This window comes from Streptomyces sp. NPDC056480, from assembly GCF_042795405.1.
GTDB lineage: Bacteria > Actinomycetota > Actinomycetes > Streptomycetales > Streptomycetaceae > Streptomyces.
Genome location: NZ_JBHTSA010000032.1, coordinates 1 through 19,831 on the forward strand (window position 1 = coordinate 1; position 19,831 = coordinate 19,831).

The 19,831-nt window shown below is 72.0% G+C and carries 16 protein-coding genes; 12 read left to right on the forward strand and 4 right to left on the reverse strand.

All coding sequences use genetic code 11. The features are described from left to right. Positions 1-35: 35 nt before the first annotated feature. Complete coding sequence (locus tag ACFQ79_RS16590; protein ID WP_383583803.1) at positions 36-953, reverse strand: phosphatase PAP2 family protein; 918 nt, start codon at positions 951-953, stop codon at positions 36-38. Between the two features lie 405 nt (positions 954-1,358). Here ACFQ79_RS16590 and ACFQ79_RS16595 point away from each other — a divergent pair, with 405 nt between their 5' ends. After that, positions 1,359-3,146, forward strand: a complete 1,788-nt coding sequence (locus tag ACFQ79_RS16595; protein ID WP_383583806.1) for an MFS transporter — start codon at positions 1,359-1,361, stop codon at positions 3,144-3,146. A 39-nt stretch (positions 3,147-3,185) separates the two neighbouring features. Here ACFQ79_RS16595 and ACFQ79_RS16600 read toward each other — a convergent pair whose 3' ends face one another. Next, a complete protein-coding gene (locus ACFQ79_RS16600) occupies positions 3,186-3,620 on the reverse strand; it encodes a cell division protein SepF (protein WP_030315727.1) in 435 nt (144 codons plus the stop codon). 322 nt (positions 3,621-3,942) lie between these two features. Here ACFQ79_RS16600 and ACFQ79_RS16605 point away from each other — a divergent pair, with 322 nt between their 5' ends. Continuing rightward, positions 3,943-5,253 carry a DUF5685 family protein gene (locus ACFQ79_RS16605; RefSeq protein ID WP_383583809.1) on the forward strand — a complete coding sequence of 437 codons (1,311 nt, stop codon included), beginning with the start codon at positions 3,943-3,945 and terminating at the stop codon, positions 5,251-5,253. Between the two features lie 30 nt (positions 5,254-5,283). Here the strand turns inward: ACFQ79_RS16605 and ACFQ79_RS16610 are convergent, their stop codons facing one another. Continuing rightward, entirely contained in the window at positions 5,284-6,261 is a 978-nt protein-coding gene (locus ACFQ79_RS16610; protein ID WP_209494045.1) for an ABC transporter substrate-binding protein, read from the reverse strand. Continuing rightward, on the reverse strand, positions 6,258-6,737 hold the full coding sequence (locus ACFQ79_RS16615; RefSeq protein ID WP_383583813.1) for a GNAT family N-acetyltransferase: 480 nt from the start codon (positions 6,735-6,737) through the stop codon (positions 6,258-6,260). The genes ACFQ79_RS16610 and ACFQ79_RS16615 overlap by 4 nt, the downstream gene beginning before the upstream one ends. Before the next feature lie 443 nt (positions 6,738-7,180). On the opposite strand from ACFQ79_RS16615, the gene ACFQ79_RS16620 reads away from it, so the two are divergent. The 10 genes from ACFQ79_RS16620 to adhE all read left to right on the forward strand — a co-directional run bounded on the left by ACFQ79_RS16620 (position 7,181) and on the right by adhE (position 19,739). Then, positions 7,181-8,029, forward strand: coding sequence for an amino acid ABC transporter permease (locus ACFQ79_RS16620; RefSeq protein WP_383583815.1), 849 nt, complete (start codon positions 7,181-7,183; stop codon positions 8,027-8,029). Further along, positions 8,026-9,831 carry an FAD/NAD(P)-binding protein gene (locus ACFQ79_RS16625; protein WP_383583817.1) on the forward strand — a complete coding sequence of 602 codons (1,806 nt, stop codon included), beginning with the start codon at positions 8,026-8,028 and terminating at the stop codon, positions 9,829-9,831. Before ACFQ79_RS16620 ends, ACFQ79_RS16625 begins: the two co-directional genes overlap by 4 nt. Positions 9,832-9,880: 49 nt before the next feature. Continuing rightward, a complete protein-coding gene (locus ACFQ79_RS16630) occupies positions 9,881-10,765 on the forward strand; it encodes an amino acid ABC transporter permease (RefSeq protein ID WP_383583819.1) in 885 nt (294 codons plus the stop codon). Next, positions 10,762-11,568, forward strand: a complete 807-nt coding sequence (locus ACFQ79_RS16635; protein ID WP_383583821.1) for an amino acid ABC transporter ATP-binding protein — start codon at positions 10,762-10,764, stop codon at positions 11,566-11,568. Before ACFQ79_RS16630 ends, ACFQ79_RS16635 begins: the two co-directional genes overlap by 4 nt. Before the next feature lie 33 nt (positions 11,569-11,601). Beyond that, the gene (locus tag ACFQ79_RS16640) at positions 11,602-12,579 is read left to right on the forward strand and encodes an ABC transporter substrate-binding protein (RefSeq protein WP_383583823.1); all 978 of its coding nucleotides are present in this window, start codon (positions 11,602-11,604) and stop codon (positions 12,577-12,579) included. A gap of 40 nt (positions 12,580-12,619) precedes the next feature. Continuing rightward, positions 12,620-13,699 (forward strand): LLM class flavin-dependent oxidoreductase, encoded by a 1,080-nt coding sequence (locus ACFQ79_RS16645; protein WP_383583825.1) that lies wholly within the window; start codon positions 12,620-12,622, stop codon positions 13,697-13,699. After that, the gene (locus ACFQ79_RS16650; protein ID WP_383583827.1) at positions 13,696-15,003 is read left to right on the forward strand and encodes an NtaA/DmoA family FMN-dependent monooxygenase; all 1,308 of its coding nucleotides are present in this window, start codon (positions 13,696-13,698) and stop codon (positions 15,001-15,003) included. Before ACFQ79_RS16645 ends, ACFQ79_RS16650 begins: the two co-directional genes overlap by 4 nt. A gap of 5 nt (positions 15,004-15,008) precedes the next feature. Next, on the forward strand, positions 15,009-15,833 hold the full coding sequence (locus tag ACFQ79_RS16655) for a DUF1684 domain-containing protein (protein WP_383583829.1): 825 nt from the start codon (positions 15,009-15,011) through the stop codon (positions 15,831-15,833). Positions 15,834-16,089: 256 nt separating this feature from the next. Beyond that, a complete protein-coding gene (locus ACFQ79_RS16660; RefSeq protein WP_383583831.1) occupies positions 16,090-16,989 on the forward strand; it encodes a S1 family peptidase in 900 nt (299 codons plus the stop codon). A gap of 155 nt (positions 16,990-17,144) precedes the next feature. Next, a complete protein-coding gene (gene adhE / locus ACFQ79_RS16665; protein WP_383583833.1) occupies positions 17,145-19,739 on the forward strand; it encodes a bifunctional acetaldehyde-CoA/alcohol dehydrogenase in 2,595 nt (864 codons plus the stop codon). Positions 19,740-19,831: the final 92 nt, after the last annotated feature.

The following is a 19,831-nucleotide window of genomic DNA, read 5'->3' on the forward strand; positions in this document are numbered from 1 at the left end:
GGGCCCTTCCGTATGCGTGGGGCGGGTGCTCGCGGTCAGCCGCGGGTCGCCGGGGCGCGGCTGCCGGCCACTCCCGCGCGGGTCGCCGGAGCGCGGCCGCCGGCCACTCCCGCCGGCCCGCGGACCGGCTCCTCGGAGCCGGGCGGACGCTGCGGGAAGTACCCCGGGCGGGGTCCTCCGGAGGCCACGGGCAGCGAGGGCACCAGACGGCGGCGGTCCCGCAGCCGGTCCCGTACCCGGTCGCGCAGGGCGAGGATCCACGACTCCGCCACGGCGAGGACCGGCTCGCACCAGGGCAGGGCGAGCAGGATCAGCAGTCCGGCGGCCCAGCCCAGGAGGACGTCGCTCAGCCAGTGCGTGCCCAGGTAGACCGTGGTGAGTCCGACGCCGAGCGCGACCACGGCGGAGAGCGCCGACAGATAGCGCCTGGCCCTCGGGGTGGTCGCCAGATAGGCGAGGATGCCCCAGGTCACGACCGCGTTCGCGGTGTGACCCGAGGGGAATATGTCGCCGCCCGCGAAGAGCTCGGCGGAGCCGACCTCGGTCGCGTAGTGGGGGCCGAGGCGGCCGAGCCCGAGCTTGACCGCGCCGACCGTGACGTTGAGCAGCAGGAGGGCGGCGCCGAGGCAGAGCAGGGGCCGCAGGGTGTGCTGGCGCCAGGAGCGCCAGCCCAGCCAGGCGGCCACCATGACGGCCGTGGGGCCGCGCTGGCCGAGGACGACGTAGTAGTCGAGGAAGCCGTGGATCTCCGGCCACTGCTGATAGGGCCGGAAGAGCATGATCTTCCAGTCGAGGGTCACCAGCCACGTCGAGAGCAGCACGGCGACGACCATGGCGAGATAGAACGCCGACGTCCCGCCGAAGAGGGCGAGACGCGTGCGGGTCATCCGCGGGACCTCTATCTTCGGCGGTTCCGGCTCCCGGTCCAGCCGGGCAAAGATGTCGGTACGCACCGAATCGACGTTACAGGGAGTGAGTAGCAGACCCGGTCGTTCCGGTCTGTTCGTGATGTTGATGTGATGTGGAGTAGGTCTCAGTCGGTGACCTATTCCCGCCGTCCGTCGGGAAATCCGATGACCTTCCGCCCTATTGTCGGGGAGTCGTTTCCGGAAGAGTGTTTGAACGCGGGGGAATTGCTTCAAACAGGTGTCCGTACGGAATTCCATGCGACGCACGGGCCGCCCCGAGTGGCGTACACCACACCGCGCGGCCCGCCGGGGTGAGAGCTGCACCACGCGCTCGGGCCTTGAACTCGCGTACGCTGACGGCTCACTCGCCCGTCGATGCCGGGCCGCCCCAGGGGCATAAGCCCTGGTCGGGGCCCGCCGAGCGCGAGAGCTTCACTGGGAGGTACGTACATGTCGCGGACGAACACGGCCCCAGCACGACCGCGTGCCGCAGCCGGCGGCGGAGCCAACCGCTGGGTCGTCCTCGTCGTCCTCTGCGTCAGCCTTCTCGTGGTCGCGCTCGACGCGACCATCCTCCATGTCGCGATCCCCTCGCTCACCGAGGACCTGCGCCCCAGTGCCACCTCGCTGCTCTGGATCGTCGACGCCTACCCGCTGATCTGCGCCTCGCTCCTGATCCTCTTCGGCACCCTCGGGGACCGGGTCGGACGGCGCAGAATCCTGCTCCTCGGATACGCGCTGTTCGGCATCGCCTCGGCGGTCGCCGCGCTCGCCACCGAGCCCTCGGTCCTCATCGGGGCCCGGGTGCTCCTCGGCGTCGGCGGCGCGATGATCATGCCCGCCACGCTCTCCATCCTCCGGGCGGTCTTCCCCGACCGGCGGGAGCGCGCCACCGCCATCGGGATCTGGACGGCGGTCGCCGCGATAGGTGCCGCCACCGGGCCCGTGCTCGGCGGCTTCCTCGTCGAGCACTACTGGTGGGGCTCCGTCTTCCTCATCAACATTCCGCTGATGGCGCTGATCCTGCCGCTCGGCCGCCGCCTCCTCCCCGAGTCCCGGGGGGCCGTCGACGGACCCTGGGACGTCCTCGGCGCGCTCATGGCCGCCGCCGGTGTGCTCGGCTGCGTCCTCGGGGTCAAGCGGGCCGGCGCCGGCGAACCGCTCGTCGCGCTCCCGACCGCCGCGCCCCTGCTGCTCGGCGCCGCGCTCCTCGTCCTCTTCGTACGGCGCCAGAGGCGACGGCCCCACCCGCTGATCGACATGCGGCTCTTCTCCCGGGCCGCCTTCACGACCTCGGTCGGCTGCATCGTGCTCGCGATGCTGGCCCTGGTCGGCCTGCAGCTCATCGCCGTCCAGTACCTCCAGCTGGTCCTCGGCCTCAGCCCGCTGGAGACCGGGCTGCGGCTGCTGCCGCTCACCTTCGCCGCGATGGCCGCCGGCGCCACCGGCTCGTACACCCTGCGCAGGATCGGACCGCGCCGGATGGTCGGCTGGGGCTTCGTCCTCACCGCCGCCGCCGTGCTGCTGCTCACCTTCATGGGGCAGCACGACCGGCCGCTGCTGCTCACGGTGGGCTTCGTGCTGCTCGGCTTCGGCCTGCAGACCACGCTCTTCTCGGCGTACGAGTCGATGCTCAGCGAGGCGCCGCAGCGGAGCGCGGGTGCGGCGGCCTCGATCGGGGAGACCTCGTACCAGCTCGGCGCGGGCATGGGCACGGCCCTGCTCGGCAGTGTGATGAACGCGGCGTACGCCCCCGGGCTCGCCGCCGTCCCCGGGGTGCCCGCGGAGGCGAGCCGGGCCGCCGCGAACTCGCTCGGCGAGGCCTACCAGGTCGCCGAACAGCTCGGCGGCGCGGCCGGCGGCGCGCTGCACCAGGCGGCCCGGCACGCCTTCGTGAGCGGGCTGCACATCACGCTCTTCGTGAGCGCGGGGCTGCTGCTGCTCGGCGCGGCGATGGCCCGGCGCCTGCCCCGGGTGATGGAGTGCCCGGTGGATCCGGAGGAGGCGAGGTCCGAGGGTGTTCCGGAGGCGGAGCGGCCGGTGCCGTCGAAGCCGGCTCCGTCCGAGACGGCCGGGTCCGAGCCCGTCCGGTCCGCGCCGGTGCCGTCGAGGCCGACGGGGGCCGCGCGGTCCTCGGAGCCGTCGGAGGCACGGGAGCCCGCCGACCCGTCCGAGCCGCGAGTGCCCGCGACCCGGGAAGCGATCGAGCCCGCCGGCTCGGGGCGTCCGGTGCACTGACCCGATCCCTCGGGGTGCCCGGCCGACCGGCGGACCCGCTCAGCTCTGGTTGAAGAAACCGTCCTGCTGGCGGCGACCCGTCTCACCGGTGACGATCTGGGTGTCGGCGGGGGTCAGCAGGAAGACCCGCGTCGCGACGCGCTCGATCGAGCCGCGCAGTCCGAAGGCGAGACCGGCGGCGAAGTCGACCACGCGCTTGGCGTCGTTCGGCTCCATCGCGGTCAGGTTCACGATCACCGGAACACCGTCCCGGAAGAGCTCGCCGATGCCCCTGGCGTCCCGGAAGCCGTCGGGGGAGACGGTGGCGATGCGCCGGCCCCGGTCCTCGGCGGTGTCCGTGGCCACCCGGACCCGGGGGTCCGTCACCCAGGCGTCGCCGCCTTCGGCACCGTCGGCGTACTCGTCGTCGTAGTAACGCTCGTCGTTGTCCTCGACGAGGCCCAGCCAGGCACTCGCCTTGCGCACCGATCCCATGGACGCCTCCTTTCACGCGGTCACTTGTGGTTCCGCAATCCCTATCGTCCTTCATGATGCGGATCGCGCGCCAAGTGGATAGTCGGCGCGCAGGGGATTCGTGACGGTACTGGTGCAGAACGTGAGCACCGTTTACTGGCGATTCGTCAGGAAACTTGCGGTATGCGGGGCCTGAGGGAGGGCCATGTAGCTGAAAATATGAAAGTCGGGCCACAAGGGTGACGATGGGCGCGTACGGGTGAACGGACCCGCTCGCTACGATGCCGCGAGGCCGTCCGGCGGTCCATAGCCCGGCCCAGATTCACGACTCACGGGGGAGTCCATGTTCGGAATCGTCAGACCCTGCACCCATCGGCTCACCGACGGGCTCAAGACCGAGTGGATGGCCCATCTCTGCGGCCTCTGCCTGGCACTTCGCGCCGACCACGGCCAGTTCGCCCGGGTCGTCACCAACTACGACGGACTCATCGTCTCCGTTCTGACGGAGGCTCAGACCGGCGTCACGGAGGCCGGCCGCCGCACCGCCGGGCCCTGCGCGCTGCGCGCCATGCGGACCGCTCCCGTCGCCAGGGGCGAAGGCGCCCGGCTCGCCGCCGCCGTCTCGCTCGTCCTCGCCTCCGCCAAGGTCCGGGACCACGTCGCCGACCGGGACGGGCTGTTGGCCCGGCGGCCCGCCGCCGCCGCGGCCCGCCGCGTCGCACGCTCCTGGGACAAGGCGGGGGCCAGGACCGGCCGCGCCCTCGGCTTCGACACCGCCGTCCTCGTGGACGCCGTCGACCGCCAGACCGGGATCGAGGCCCTCGCCGGGCCCGGCACCTCCCTGCTCACCGTCACCGAACCGACCGAGACCGCCACCGCGGCGGCCTTCGCGCACACCGCCGTCCTCGCCGGACGGCCCGGGAACGCGGAGCCGCTCGCCGAGGCGGGCCGGCTCTTCGGCCGCCTCGCGCACCTCCTCGACGCCGTCGAGGACCAGACCGCCGACGCGGAGAAGGGCGCCTGGAACCCGCTCACCGCGACCGGCACGTCCCGGGAGGAGGCCCGCCGGCTCGCCGACGACGCCCTGCACGGCATCCGCCTCGCGCTGAAGGACGCCGAGTTCGCCGACGACAAGCTGGCGCACGTCCTGCTCGCCCACGAGCTGCGCACCTCGGTGGACCGCGCCTTCGGCACGACGACCTGCGCGCACGGGGCGCCGGGGGCGGGGCAGGGACCGGGGTACGGCCAGGGTCAGGACCAGGGCCGGGGACCGGTGCCGGGCAATCCGTACGCGGGCGGGGCACCGGGCCCGTACCAGCCCCACGGCGGCGGTGGCGGGAACCCGTACGGGGGCGGCCCGGGCGGATCCGGTGGATTCGGTGGGTCCGGTGGGTCCGGTGGGTCCGGTGGCTCCGGCGGATTCGGTGGGCTGCCGCCGCAGTTCGGCGGCGGTGCCCCGCAGGCACCCAAGCCGCGCGGCTTCCTCGCCGGGTGCGCCATGTTCACCTGGCTCTTCTGCACCTGCCAGATCTGCTGCGCCAAGGAGTACGAGGGCCCCTGGTCCCGCAAGAAGCGCGAGGGCTGCTGCCGGGACTGCGACTGCGACCCCGGCTGCGGCAACTGCGACTGCTGCTGCCCCTGCGACGGCTGCTGACGGACCGTCGGCCGACCGGGGCCGTGCCCGCTACTTCTTCGGCGCCGGGATCTCCGGCGGGGAGATCTGCGACGTGGCGATGCCCGACCCCGTCACGCCCCACTTCCGCAGGATCCGGTCGTACGTCCCGTCCGCCTTCAGGCCGTTCACCGCGGCCTGGAAGGCGGGCGCGAGCGGCGTGCCCTTCTTGAAGGCGAAGCCGACGTCGAGCCGCCGGTACTCGTTGAGGAACTTCACGTTCTTCTGCTGCGTCACCGCGTACCGCACCCCGTTGATCGTGTTCATCACGACATCGCTGCGGCCCTGCTGGAGCGACATCCAGATCGCCCCGGTCTCGCTGTAGACGTTCACCTCGTACGGCTTCCTGCCCGCCTCCGCGCACCGGCCCTTGTTCTGTTCCAGGGTCCGTTCGAAGGTGGTGCCCGCGTTCACGGCCACCTTCAGACCGCACAGCTGAGTGAGGTCGGTGACCGCCTTCAGCGGGCTGTCCGCGCGGCTGGCGAAGCCCTGGCCGTCGTTGATGTAGGTCACGAAGTCGATGGCCTTGCGCCGCTCCTCGGTCACGCCGAAGTTCCCGGTGCCGACGTCGTACTTGCCGCTGCCGAGCGCCGGCAGGATCGCCTCGAACCCGACCACCTCGCGCTTGAGCTCCAGGCCGAGGGCCTTCGCCACGGCCGCGGCGAAGTCGGCGTCCACCCCCACGACCGTCTTCCCGTCGGGCAGGTACGCCGAGCTGGGCGGGGTGGCGACGGACGAGGCGATCGTGAAGCTGCCCCGCTGCCGTACGTCGGCGGGCAGCAGCTTCGCCGCCGCCTCGTTCCTCTTCACCGCCGACACCACGTCCTCCGTCGGGAGCGCGCCCTTCGCGGCGCCCGGGGCTCCCGAGGCGCCGGCCGGGGCCGTCGCGGGATCGCCGCCCGCGCAGGCGGTCAGGGTGAGGGCGGCGCCGGTGATCAGGGCGAAGACGAGGGCGGTGCGTGCGGTGCCGGGACGCGTGCGCGTGGTCATGGCTTCGGGTTCTCCAGGAGTTTCTCGAACGGCAGCGGGCCGATCGACTCGGGATCGGCGGACACGTCGAAGAGCGGGCGGTAGCCGCTCGCCAGATAGAGGCCCCTGGCCTCCGGCTGGCGCGGTCCGGTCGTGAGATAGAGGCGGGAGTAGCCGCGGGCGGCGGCCTCCCGTTCGAGCACGGTCAGGACCCGGCGGGCGAGTCCGCGCCTGCGGTGCGCCGAGTGGGTCCAGATCCGCTTCAGTTCGGCGGTGTCGTCGTCGTAGCGGCGGTAGGCGCCGCCCGCCACGGGCCGGCCCTGCTCGAGGAGGAGCAGGAAGGCGCCGTGGGGCGGGGCGAACTCCTCCGCCGGGTAGCGGCTCAGATCGTGCGCGGAGCCGTACCGGGTCGTGTACTCGTACGCCAGCTCGTCGAGGAGCGGGCGCGCCAGGGGGTCGGTGGTCGTGGTCCGGTGCACGGACAACGCGAAGGTCATGACGGTCCTTCAGGACGAAGGAGGGCAGCCCTTCAGAACGAAGGAGGGCGGCGCGGCAGAGCGAGGGGAGGGGAGAGCTCAGGCACCACGAGGGGCCTGGATGTGAAGGCGCCGCGGAGAACAGCACGCGGACGGGGCGGAGCCGGAGGCCGGCTCACCGAGCAGAGGGTCGGCTCAACAGGAGGAGGACCACACGCGACCGAAGTCGATGTGGGAGCGCGTGACCAGCTGCTGCGAATGCATGGCCACAGTGGAACAGGCATCCGTTCCCGCGTCAACCGCGATGAGACGTACGGCTCACAGTGCGGACACCCTTGACAACGGGGCCTGTTGACCGCATAGCCTCGAAGGGCGGATCGGGCTGAGGGGCCCGGCTCCGTGCTCACCGCGTGTGAAGGCGCACCCCGTGTTCGATCCGCCTCTGGCATCCACGGAGTCTTCGTATGTCCGCGACCCTGGTCAAAACCCCCTCCACGGCCCCACCGGCCGAACCACCGCCCCGCATCGTCCCCGCCCGCCGCGCCGGGCAGTGGACCGCCGCGGTCCTCGTCCTCGTCCTGCTCGCCCTCGGCCTGGTCTCGGTCGTCCGCAACAAGGCCTTCCAGTGGGACGTGGTCGCCGAGTACTTCACCTCCGCGTCCGTCCTGCGCGGACTCGGCCTCACCCTGTGGCTGACCGCCCTCGTCATGGTGCTCGGCTTCGTCCTCGGCACCCTGCTCGCCGTGCTCAGACTCTCCGACAACCCCGTTCTGCGCGCGGTGAGTTGGGGATACGTGTGGTTCTTCCGGTCCACCCCGATCCTGGTCCAGCTGCTCTTCTGGTTCAACATCGGCGCGCTCTACCCGCAGATCCTCGGCGTCAGCACGGTCAACCTCCTCGGCCCCGTGTCCGTCGCCGTCATCGGCCTCACCCTGCACGAGGCCGCCTACGCCGCCGAGGTCGTGCGCGGCGGCATCCTCTCCGTCGACCGCGGCCAGCTCGAGGCCGCCCAGTCCCTCGGCCTCGGCAGGTGGCGCCGGCTCTCCCGGATCGTGCTGCCGCAGGCCATGCGGGCCATCGTCCCGCCGGCCGGGAACATGCTCATCGGCACCCTCAAGGGCACCTCGATCGTCTCCGTGATCGCCGTCCAGGACCTGCTCTACTCGACCCAGCTCGTCTACCACCGCACGTACGAGGTCATTCCGCTGCTGCTCGTGGCCACGCTCTGGTACGTCGCCGTCACCTCCGTCCTCAGCCTCGGCCAGCACTACGTCGAGCGCCACTACGCCCGCGGTACGGCGGGTGCGCGATGAGCACGAATCCGTCGATCGTGATCGTGGGCGCCGGGCCGCGGGGGACCGGCTTCCTCGAACGGCTCGCCGCCAACCTGCCCGAGCTGTACGGCGACCGCCCCCTCGACCTCCACCTCGTCGACCCGCACCCGCCGGGCCCCGGCCGGATCTGGCGCACCGCGCAGTCCCCGCTGCTCTGGATGAACTCCAGGGCCGAGGACGTCACCATGTTCACCGACGAGACCGTGGACCTGGCGGGCCCGGTACGCCCCGGCCCCACCGTCGCGGAGTGGGCCGGCATCGAGGGCCGGACCTTCCCCACCCGCACCCAGCAGGGCGCCTACCTGCGCTGGGTGTTCGAGCGGGCCCGGGCCGCGCTGCCCGCCACGGTCTCCGTCCACGAGCACCGCACCAGCGCCCTGCGGATCGGCGGCCCGCGCGAGGGGCGCCAGCGGGTCTGGCTGGAGGGCTCCGCCGTGCCCCTCCTCGCCGACCTCGTCGTCCTCACCGTCGGTCACCTGGACGCCGAGCCCGACCCGGAGCAGCGGGCCCTCGCCGGCTTCGCCGCCCGCCACGGACTCGTCCACCTGCCGCCCGACTTCACCGCCGACACCGACCTGACCGCGCTGCCCGCCGGCGAGCCCGTCCTCGTCCGCGGCTTCGGGCTCGCCTTCGTCGACCTGATGGTGCTGCTCACCGAGGGTCGCGGCGGACGGTACGAGGGCGAGGGCGACGCGCTGGTCTACGTGCCCTCCGGCAAGGAACCGGTGCTGCACGTCGGATCGCGCCGGGGCGTCCCGTACCACTCGAAGATCGGTTACGCCCTCGAAGGCGAACGGCCCCCGCTGCCCCGCTTCTTCGGCCCCGGGCAGACCGACGCCCTGCTGCGGAGGAACGGGCCGCTCGACTTCCGGCGCGACGTGTGGCCGCTGGTCGACAAGGAACTCGGCTGGGCCCACTACCACCGGCTCTTCTCCACCCACCCGGAGCGGACCGCGCTCGCGTGGGAGGACTTCGAGCGGGCCTACGCGGCGGCGCCGCCGCGCGGCGCCGAACTCGCCGCCGTCGTCGCCGCGGCCGTCCCCGACCCGGCCGACCGGCTCGACCTGGACGCCCTCGACCACCCCCTGGACGGCATCCGCTTCGCCTCGAAGGAAGCCCTCCAGCACGGTCTGCGCGACTACATCACCGACGACCTGACCCGCCGCCACGACCCCGCCCACAGCTCCGACGCCGCCGTCTTCGCCGGCCTGCTCTCCGTCTACGGACAGCTCCTCAGGCTCGGAAACCGCATCGACACCGGCGACTGGTGGCACGGCTTCTTCAGTTACCTCGCCTCCGGGCCGCCCGGCCCCCGGCTGCGCCAGCTCCTCGCCCTCTCGCGCGCCGGCGTCGTCCGCTTCCTCGGCCCCCAGATCGCCGTCGAGGCCGACGAGGAGCGCGGAGTCTTCCGGGCCGCGTCCGCCGCCGTACCCGGGGAGTGGACCGAGGCACGCGCCCTGGTCGAGGCCCGGCTGCCCGACCCCACCCTCGAACTCACCGGCAGCCCGCTCCTGCGCGCCCTGCACGAGGAGGGCGCCCGGGCCACCGCCAGCGGCCTCCTCGTCGTCGACCCCGTCGACGGCCGGGTCCTCGACTTCGACGGACGTCCGCACCCGCGCCGCTTCGCGCTCGGTCCGCACACCACCGCGCGGACCGACAGCGCCTTCACCCGGCCCCGTACCGGCGGGGTCGCCTTCCGGCAGAACGACGTCACCGCGCGGGAGGCGCTGACGTTCCTGCGTGACCGGGCGTGTCGGCTCCCGGCCCCGCTGAGCGCCTGACCACCTCTCCTCCCCCTCCCGCCGCCCGACCCCTTTCCGAGGAACCGCCATGTCTCTCACCAGCGATCCGCCCGCCACCAGAGCCGTCGTGAAGGAACCCGCGGCGGGCCCCGAGCTCGTGGTCGTCCCCGTGCGGCACCCCTGGCGCTGGGTGGCCGTCGTCGTCACCGCCGTCCTGCTCGTCCAGTTCGTCCACGGGCTCGTCACCAACCCCGGCTGGGAGTGGGACGTCTTCGCCGCGTTCTTCACCACCGAGACGGTCCTCCGGGCCGTCTGGGTCACCCTCCAGCTCACCTTCTACGGCACCGCCCTCGGCTTCGCGATCGGCATCGTGCTCGCCTTCATGCGCCTGTCGGACAGCCCGTTCCTGCGGTCCGTCGCCTTCGGCTACATCTGGGCCTTCCGCTCGATCCCGCTCATCGTCCAGCTGCTCTTCTGGTTCAACCTCGCCTATCTCTACAAGGAGCTGAGCATCGGCATCCCCTTCGGGCCGAGCTTCCTCTCCTTCGACACGATGGGCCTGGTCGGCGAGATGAGCGCCGCCGTCCTCGGGCTCGCCCTGCACCAGGCGGCCTACGCGGCGGAGATCGTCCGCGGCGGTGTACTCGCCGTGGACGAGGGCCAGTTGCAGGCCGCGGCCTCCCTCGGCATCCCGCGGCTCCGGCAGGTGCGGCGGATCGTCCTGCCGCAGGCGATGCGCTCGATCCTGCCCAACGCCGCCAACGAGATCATCTCGCTCTTCAAGGGCACCTCGATCGTCTCCGTCATGGCGATCGGCGAACTCTTCTACCAGGTCCAGGTCGTCTACGGCCGCAACGGACGGGTCGTCCCGCTCCTGATGGTCGCCACCGCCTGGTACGTCCTGCTCACCACCGCGCTCTCCGTCGTCCAGCACTACGTCGAACGCCACTACGCGAAGGGGAGCGTCCGATGAGCTCCGTCACCGCCGACCCGCCCGCCGAAGCCCGGGCCACCACCACCGCCAAGGTCGAGATCCGGTCCGTCCACAAGAACTTCGGCCCCCTCCACGTCCTGCGCGGCATCGACCTCGACGTCCGCGCCGGGGAGGTCACCGTCGTCCTCGGTCCCTCGGGTTCCGGCAAGTCCACCCTCCTGCGGACCATCAACCACCTGGAGAAGGTGGACAGCGGCACCGTCAGCGTCGACGGCACCCTCGTCGGATACCGCCGCTCCGGCAACAAGCTCTACGAGCTGCGCGAGCGGGACATCCTCAAGCAGCGCACCCGGATCGGCTTCGTCTTCCAGAACTTCCACCTCTTCCCGCACCTCACCGTCCTGGAGAACATCGTCGAGGCCCCCGTCTCGGCCCTGAAGCGCCCCCGCAAGGAGGCCGAGGCCGCGGCCCGGACGCTGCTCGAACGCGTCGGGCTCGCCGACAAGGCGGAGGCGTACCCCAAGCAGCTCTCCGGCGGACAGCAGCAGCGGGTCGCCATCGCCCGCGCGCTCGCCCTCGAACCCGGCCTGCTCCTCTTCGACGAGCCGACCTCCGCGCTCGACCCCGAGCTGGTGGGCGAGGTCCTCGACGTCATCAAGGACCTGGCCGCCTCCGGCACCACCATGATCGTCGTCACCCACGAGATCGGCTTCGCCCGCGAGGTCGCCGACACCGTGGTCTTCATGGACGAGGGCCGGATCGTCGAGCAGGGGCCGCCGGCCGAGGTGCTCGACAGCCCCCGTCACGAACGCACCCGCGCCTTCCTCTCCAAGGTCCTCTGACCGCCCCGTCCCTTCTCTCTTAGGAGTACTGCCATGAAGACCCGTCGCACCGTCCTCGCCGCCCTCGCCTCGCTCGCCGCCCTCGGCGTCCTCACCGCCTGCGGCTCGGGTGACGCCGCCCTCGACGCGGCCAAGCCCGAGGCGAAGAAGGCCGCGAACGGCATCAACCTCAGCCCCGAGCAGAACCGCGTCCACACCCCCAAGGTCGACGCACTCGCCGCGAAGCTGCCCGAGGCCGTCCGCAAGAGAGGCACCCTGATCCTCGGCGTCTCCGCGACGAGCAATCCGCCCCTCGCCTTCCACGCCACCGACGACAAGACGCTGATCGGCGTCGAGGTCGACCTCGCGACCCTGGTCGCCGACGCCCTCGGACTGAAGCCCGAGTTCAACCCGGTCTCGTGGGAGAACCTCTTCGTCGGCCTCGACAGCGGCAAGTACGACGCCGTCTTCTCCAACGTCACCGTCACCGAGGAGCGCAAGGACAAGTACGACTTCGCCACCTACCGCCTGGACGACCTCGCCTTCGAGGCGAAGAAGGGCTCCGGCTGGACGGTCAAGGGCCCCGAGGACGTGGCGGGCAAGGCGATCGCCGTCGGCTCCGGCACGAACCAGGAGAAGATCCTCGTCGACTGGTCCGCGCAGAACGAGAAGGCCGGCCGCAAGCCGGTCGACATCAAGTACTACCAGAACACCTCGGACTACTACCTGGCGCTCCAGTCCGGCCGGATCGACGGCTACCTCGGGCCCAACCCCGTCGCCGCCTACCACGTGCTCTCCGCCGGACAGACCGAGATCGTCGGCAAGTTCTCCGGGGCGGGCGCCGGACTCCAGGGCAAGATCGCGGCCACCACGAAGAAGGACAGCGGGCTCGTCGCCGCCTACGCCGCAGCGATCGACCACATCGTCGAGAACGGCACCTACGCCCAGGTCCTCAAGCGCTGGGGCCTCGACAGCGAGTCCGTGACGAAGTCCGAGATCAACCCGCCCGGACTGCCCCGCACCAAGAACTGACCGCGCTCCGTCCGCTCCACGTCGCTTCGAGAGAGACCGCATGACCAGCAGCCGAACGCTCCACCTCGCCGCCGAACTCGCCCCGGGCGCCGGTGACGTCCCGGGCACCACCCTGGCCTCCGCCGCCGCCCGGGCCGCCGCACCCGCCGTCGCCGGCACCGGCGCCCGTACCGTCGCGCTCGCCCGGCTCGCCGAGGCCGCCGGGCTCGACCTCCTCACCCACGACGACTCCTTCACCCGGCCCGGCCTGGACGCGCTCGCCGTCCTGGCCCGGGTCGCCCCCGAGACCCGCTCCATCGGCCTCGTGCCGACCGTGACCACCACCCACACCGAGCCCTTCCACGTCCAGGCCGCCGTCGCCACCCTCGACTGGGTGAGCCGGGGCCGGGCGGGCTGGCGGATCGCGGTCTCCCCGACCGGGGCCGAGGCCAGGCTCTTCGGCCGCCGCCCGGCACCGCCCACCGCCGAACTCTGGCAGGAGGCCGGGGAGGTCGCCGAGGTCTCCCGCAAACTGTGGGACAGCTGGGAGGACGACGCCGAGATACGGGACGTGGTGACCGGGCGGTTCGTCGACCGCCGCAAGCTGCACCACGTGAACTTCCAGGGCGCGACCTTCTCGGTCAAGGGCCCCTCGATCGTCCCCCGGCCCCCGCAGGGCAACCCGGTGACCGTCGTCGACGCCACCCGCCCCGCCGCCCGCGACACCGCGGCCCACCATGCCGACGTGGCCCTGATCAGGGCCTCCTCCGCCGAGGAGGCCGCCGCCCTCCGCACCGAACTGCGGCAGGGGGCCCGCGCCCACGGCCGGGACCCCGGACAGCTGCGCGTCCTGCTCTCGGCGACCGTCGACCTCGACGCGTACGAGGGCGGGCCCGGGGCGCTCGCCGAACTGATCGCGGGCTGGCACGGCGGCGGCGCCATCGACGGCTTCCACCTCGTGCCGGCCGTGCCCGAGCGGGACCTGGAGCGGTTCACCGCCGGCACCGTCACCCGGCTGCGCGACCGCGGGCTCTTCCGCACGGCCTACGAGGGCACCACCCTCCGCGACCACCTGGGGCTCGCCCGCCCCGTCAGCCAGTACGCCGCCGATGCACGGGTGACGACGGGAGCACGCGCATGAGTACGGCTCCGGGCCGGAAGCAGATCCATCTTGCCGCGCACTTCCCCGGCGTCAACTCCACCACCGTCTGGGCCGATCCGCGCTCCGGTTCGCAGATCGACTTCTCCTCCTTCGAGCATCTCGCCAGGACCGCGGAGCGCGGTCTGTTCGACTTCTTCTTCCTGGCCGAGGGGCTGCGGCTGCGCGAGCACAACGGCCGCATCCACGACCTCGACGTCGTCGGCAGGCCCGAGTCGATCACGGTCCTGAACGCGCTCGCCGCCGTCACCGACCGGCTCGGCCTGGCCGGTACGGTCAACGCCACCTTCAACGAGCCGTACGAACTGGCCCGTCGGCTCGCCTCGCTCGACCACCTCAGCGCGGGCCGGGCCGCCTGGAACGTCGTCACCTCCTCGGACGCCTTCACCGGCGAGAACTTCCGGCGCGGCGGCTACCTCGACCGGGCCGACCGCTACACCCGGGCCGCCGAGTTCCTCGCCACGGCCCGGGAGCTGTGGGACTCCTGGACCCCGGACGGCCGGCAGCGGCCCTTCGTCCACAGCGGGCCGCAGTTCGGGATCGAGGGCGAGTTCACCGTCCCGCGCCCGCCGCAGGGTCACCCGGTCGTCATCCAGGCCGGCGACTCCACCGAGGGCCGGGAGTTCGCGGCCTCGGCCGCCGACGTGATCTTCACCCGTCACTCGACCCTGGAGGCCGGCCGGGAGTTCTACGCCGACGTCAAGGCGCGGCTCGCCCGGTACGGGAGGGAGCCCGGCGATCTGAAGATCATGCCCGGGGTGACGTACGTCCTCGGGGACACCGACGCCGAGGCGCAGGAGCACGCCGGTGAGATCCGCCGTCAGCAGGTCTCCCCGCAGAACGCCATCCTCGCCCTGGAGCAGATCTGGGGCCGCGACCTGTCCGGCTACGACCCGGACGGACCGCTCCCGGACGTCGACCCCGATCCCGACTCGACCCTGGTCCAGGGGCGGGTGCGGGTCGCCGACCCGGTCGGGGTGGCCAGGAAGTGGCGGGCGCTCTCCGAGGCCAAGGGCCTGTCGATCCGTCAGACGGTCGTCGAGTCCACCGGCCGGCAGTCCTTCGTCGGCAGCCCGGAGACGGTCGCGGCGGCCCTGGAGGAGTTCGTCGCCACGGACGCCGCCGACGGCTTCATCCTCGTCCCCCACCTCACCCCCGGCGGCCTCGACGACTTCGTCGACCGGGTCGTCCCCCTGCTTCAGGAGCGGGGCGTCTTCCGTACGGAGTACTCCGGCACGACGCTCCGGTCGCACCTCGGGCTTCCCGAGCCCGTATGGAAAGGTTGAGCACCATGAGCACGGACAACGACAGCGACCCGGGTACGGACGCGGGGGCCGGAGCCCGGCAGGAGTGGCAGCACTGGCACGAGCAGCGGGAGGCCGCGGTCTCCTCCTCGTACGGTCCGCTCTCCCTCACGGGCACCCACTGGCTCTCGGACTTCCCGGAGGGGCGAATTCCGGCCGTTCCGGGGGAGTGGCGCGAGGACGGCGACGAGGTGCTCCTCAGCGCCCGTGCCGAGGACGGGATCACCGTCGACGACAAGCCCTTCACCGGCACGGTCCGGCTCACCGCCGACCACGGCCCGATCCACGAGTCCCGCGTCGAGTCGGCGGGCCGGCGGCTCGTGGTGCTGCGGCGCGAAGGGCTCTGGGCCGTACGGGACTTCGACCCCGGCTCCGAGGCCCGTACCGCCTTCCGGGGCATCGAGGCCACCCCGTACGACGAGCGCTGGGTGGTGCCCGGAGTCTTCCGGCCCTACGAGCGGACGCGCAGCGTGCGGGTGGAGAACGCCGACGGCCGCGAGCGCGGTCTCGGGCTCTCCGGGGAGCTGGTCTTCGAACTGCACGGCGGCGAGCACACCCTCCAGGTGGCCGTCGAGGACGACGGCTCCCTGTGGGCGGTCTTCGCGGACGCCACCAGCGGCCGGGACAGCTACCGCTTCCGCTTCCTGCGCCCGGCGGCCCCGGCGGCGGACGGCTCGGTGACGGTCGACCTCAACCGCGCGCTGCTGCCGCCGTGCGCCTTCGCCGACCACTTCATCTGCCCGTTCCCGCCGCCCGGGAACACGCTCGACACCGCCGTCGCGGCGGGGGAGCGGCGGCTGAGCGAGGTCTGACCTCTCGACTCGGGTGAATCGGTGGGAAGCCGAACCGGCGGGGAGCCGAACCGGTGGGAAGTCGAGTCGGGTGGGAAGTCGGGTGGGGCCCCGAACCGGTGGTAAGTCCAGGGCCGTACGGCCGAATCGCGCCCTTGCGGCGCGAAGTCGTACGGCCCGAGACTCCCCCACAGCGCCGGCCCCGGGCCGCGCCTCACGGGCCCGGCACCCCACGGCGGGCCCCCGATTCCCCTCGGGAGGAACAGAAGTGAGGACCATGCGCACCACCCCCACGAGAACCGTCCGGCTGCTCGCCGTCGCGGCAGGCCTCGCCGCCGCGGCCGCGCTCGCCGCCCCCACCGCGAGCGCGGGCACCGCCGACACCGCACAGAGCACCCGCACCTTCGACGCCGCCGCCCTCTCGGCGACCGGCGACGCCGTCCGCGCCGCGGACGTGGCCGGAACCGCCTGGTACGCCGACACCGCCACCGGCAAACTGGTCGTCACCGCCGACTCCACCGTCGACCAGGCCGAACTCGCGAAGATCAAGCGGCAGGCCGGCGCCCATGCGGACGCCATCCGGATCGAGCGCACCCCCGGGAAGTTCAGCAAGCTGATATCCGGCGGCGACGCGATCTACGCCACCAGCTGGCGCTGCTCGCTGGGCTTCAACGTCCGGGACGGCGCGGGCAACTACTACTTCCTGACCGCCGGACACTGCACCGACGGCGCGGGCACCTGGTACTCCAACTCCTCCCGGACCACCGTCCTCGGTACCACCGCCGGGTCCAGCTTCCCGGGCAACGACTACGGCCTGGTGCGCTACACCAACACCTCCGTCACCAAGTCCGGCACGGTCGGCAACGTGGACATCACGAGCGCCGTCAACGCCACCGTCGGCATGTCCGTCACCCGCCGCGGCTCCACCACCGGCATCCACAGCGGCTCCGTGACGGGCCTCAACGCCACCGTGAACTACGGCGGCGGCGACATCGTCTCCGGCCTGATCCGCACGAACGTCTGCGCCGAGCCCGGCGACTCCGGCGGCCCGCTCTACTCGGGCAGCCGTGCCGTCGGCCTCACCTCGGGCGGCAGCGGCAACTGCTCCACGGGCGGGACGACCTTCTTCCAGCCCGTGACGGAGGCGCTGAGCGCGTACGGGGTCAGCGTCTTCTAGCCGACCCGGGACACACGGCCCGGAGTCCCTTTGTGAATGCGTTCACAAAGGGACTTCCGGCCCCTCCCGGCAGGCCCTTCAGCGCCCCTTCTCGCAGGTCATCGGGTGTCGAATGGAGACATCAGAGAAAAGGGACCCACGAAGGAGTGCCTGCCATGGAGACCGAGGAGACGGTGGACGTACTGGTGCGGGAAGCCCTCGCGGCGCTCGACCGGTTCGAGACCTTCGACCAGGAGCAGGTCGACCACATCGTCAAGAAGGCCTCGCTCGCCGCACTGAGCGCCCACGGCGACCTGGCGAAGCTCGCCGTCGAGGAGACCGGGCGCGGCCTCTTCGAGGACAAGGCCGTCAAGAACCTCTTCGCCTGCGAACACGTCACCCACTCGATGGCCGGCCTGAAGACCGCCGGAGTCGTCCGCCGCGACAAGCTGAACGGCATCACCGAGATCGCCGAACCCGTCGGCGTGATCTGCGCGATGACCCCCGTCACCAACCCCACCTCGACCACGGTCTTCAAGGCGCTCATCGCCCTCAAGACCCGCAACCCGATCGTCTTCGCCTTCCACCCCTCCGCGCAGCGATGCTCGGCCGAGGCCGCCCGGATCGTCCGCGACGCCGCCGTCGCCGCCGGCGCGCCCGCCGGCTGCGTGCAGTGGATCGAGGAGCCCTCCATGGCGGCCACCGGCCTCCTGATGAACCACGAGGGCGTCTCCACCATCCTCGCCACCGGCGGGAACGCCATGGTCAAAGCCGCCTACTCGTGCGGCAAGCCCGCCCTCGGCGTCGGCGCGGGCAACGTCCCCGCCTATGTCACCCGCAGCGGCAGGCTCCAGCGCGCGATCCACGACATCGTGCTCTCCAAGGCCTTCGACAACGGCATGATCTGCGCCTCCGAGCAGGCCGTCATCCTCGACGCGGAGGTGTACGAGGAGGGCATCGCCGAGTTCGAACGCCTCGGCGCGTACGTCGTCACCGCCGCAGAGAAGACCAAGCTGGAGGAGTACGTCTTCGGCACCACCGCCTACGCAACCGACTGCGCCGGAGCGAAGTTGAACGCGGACGTCGTCGGCAGGTCACCCCAGTGGATCGCCGAACAGGCCGGCTTCGAGGTCCCCGGGAACACCTCGGTCCTCCTCGCCGAATGCGCCGAGGTCGGCGAGGGCGAGCCCCTCACCCGCGAGAAGCTCTCCCCGGTCCTGGCCGCCCTCAAGGCCGACTCCACCGAGCACGGCCTCGAACTCTCCGCGCGGATGGTCGAGTTCCACGGCCTCGGCCACAGCGCCGCCATCCACACCGAGGACGAGGAGCTCGCCGAGGAGTTCGGCAGGCGCGTCAAGGCGATCCGGGTCATCGTCAACGCCCCCTCCACCTTCGGCGGCATCGGCGACGTCTACAACTCCTTCCTCCCCTCCCTCACGCTCGGCTGCGGCTCCTACGGGCACAACTCCGTCTCGGACAACGTCACCGCGGTCAACCTGATCAACATCAAGCGGATCGGACGGCGCACCACCAACATGCAGTGGTACAAGGTCCCGCCGAAGATCTACTTCGAGCGCGGCGCCATCCGCTACCTCGGCGAGATGGAGGGCCTGAAGCGGGTCACGATCGTCACCGACCGGACCATGGGCGAGATCGGCTTCGTCCAGAAGGTCACCGACATCCTCAACGGACGCGAGGAGCCGGTCGCCCTCCAGGTCATCGACTCCGTCGAGCCCAACCCGGAGCTCGCCACCGTCCGGGCGGGCGCCGCAGCCATGCGCGCGTTCCGCCCGGACACGATCATCGCCCTCGGCGGCGGCTCCCCGATGGACGCGGCGAAGATCATGTGGCTGATGTACGAGCGGCCCGAGGTCGAGTTCGCGGACACCAAGGAGAAGTTCTTCGACATCCGCAAGCGCGCCTACCGCTTCCCGAAGCTCGGCGAGAAGGCCCGGCTCGTCGCGATCCCGACCACCTCGGGCACCGGCAGCGAGGTCACCCCCTTCGCGGTGATCTCCGACCCGGAGGCTGCGCAGAAGTACCCGCTCGCCGACTACGCCCTCACCCCGGACGTGGCCGTCGTCGACCCGGCCCTGCCGCTGCACCTGCCGCCCACGGTCACCGCCGACTCCGGCTTCGACGCCCTGACCCACGCCACCGAGGCGTACGTCTCCGCCTACGCGAACGACTTCACCGACGGCCAGTGCCTCCAGGCGATCAAGCTGATCTTCCAGAACCTGGAGACCTGTGTGACGGAGGGCGCGAGGGCGCCCGAGGCCCGCGAGAGGATGCACAACGCCTCCACCATCGCCGGCATGGCCTTCGCCAACGCCTTCCTCGGCCTCGTCCACGCCATGGCCCACACCCTCGGCAACACCTTCCACGTCGCCCACGGCCGCACCAACGCGCTGCTGCTCCCGCACGTGATCCGCCACAACGGCACCGTCACCCACAAGGCCGTGCCGTGGCCGAAGGCCGAGGTCTACCGGGCCCCGGAGCGCTTCCAGGAGATCGCGCGGACGCTCGGCCTGCCGGCCGCGACCCCGGAGGAGGGCGTGGAGTCCTACGCCCGGGCGGTCGAGGAACTGCGGACCCGGTGCGGCATCCCCGCCTCCTTCCAGGAGGAGGGCGTCGACGAGGCGGCCTTCCTCGCGGCGCTGCCGCAGCAGGCGATGAACGCGTACGCCGACCAGTGCGCGCCGGCCAACCCCCGGATGCCGATGATCGACGAGATGAAGGAGCTGATGACCCGGGCGTACTACGGCCGGTAGTCCGCCGCGGCAGGACGGTGCCGTCCCGTGCTTCCTCGCACGGGGCGGCACCGTCCTACCGCGGACCGCGTCAGAGGCCGCGGGGTCCGAGC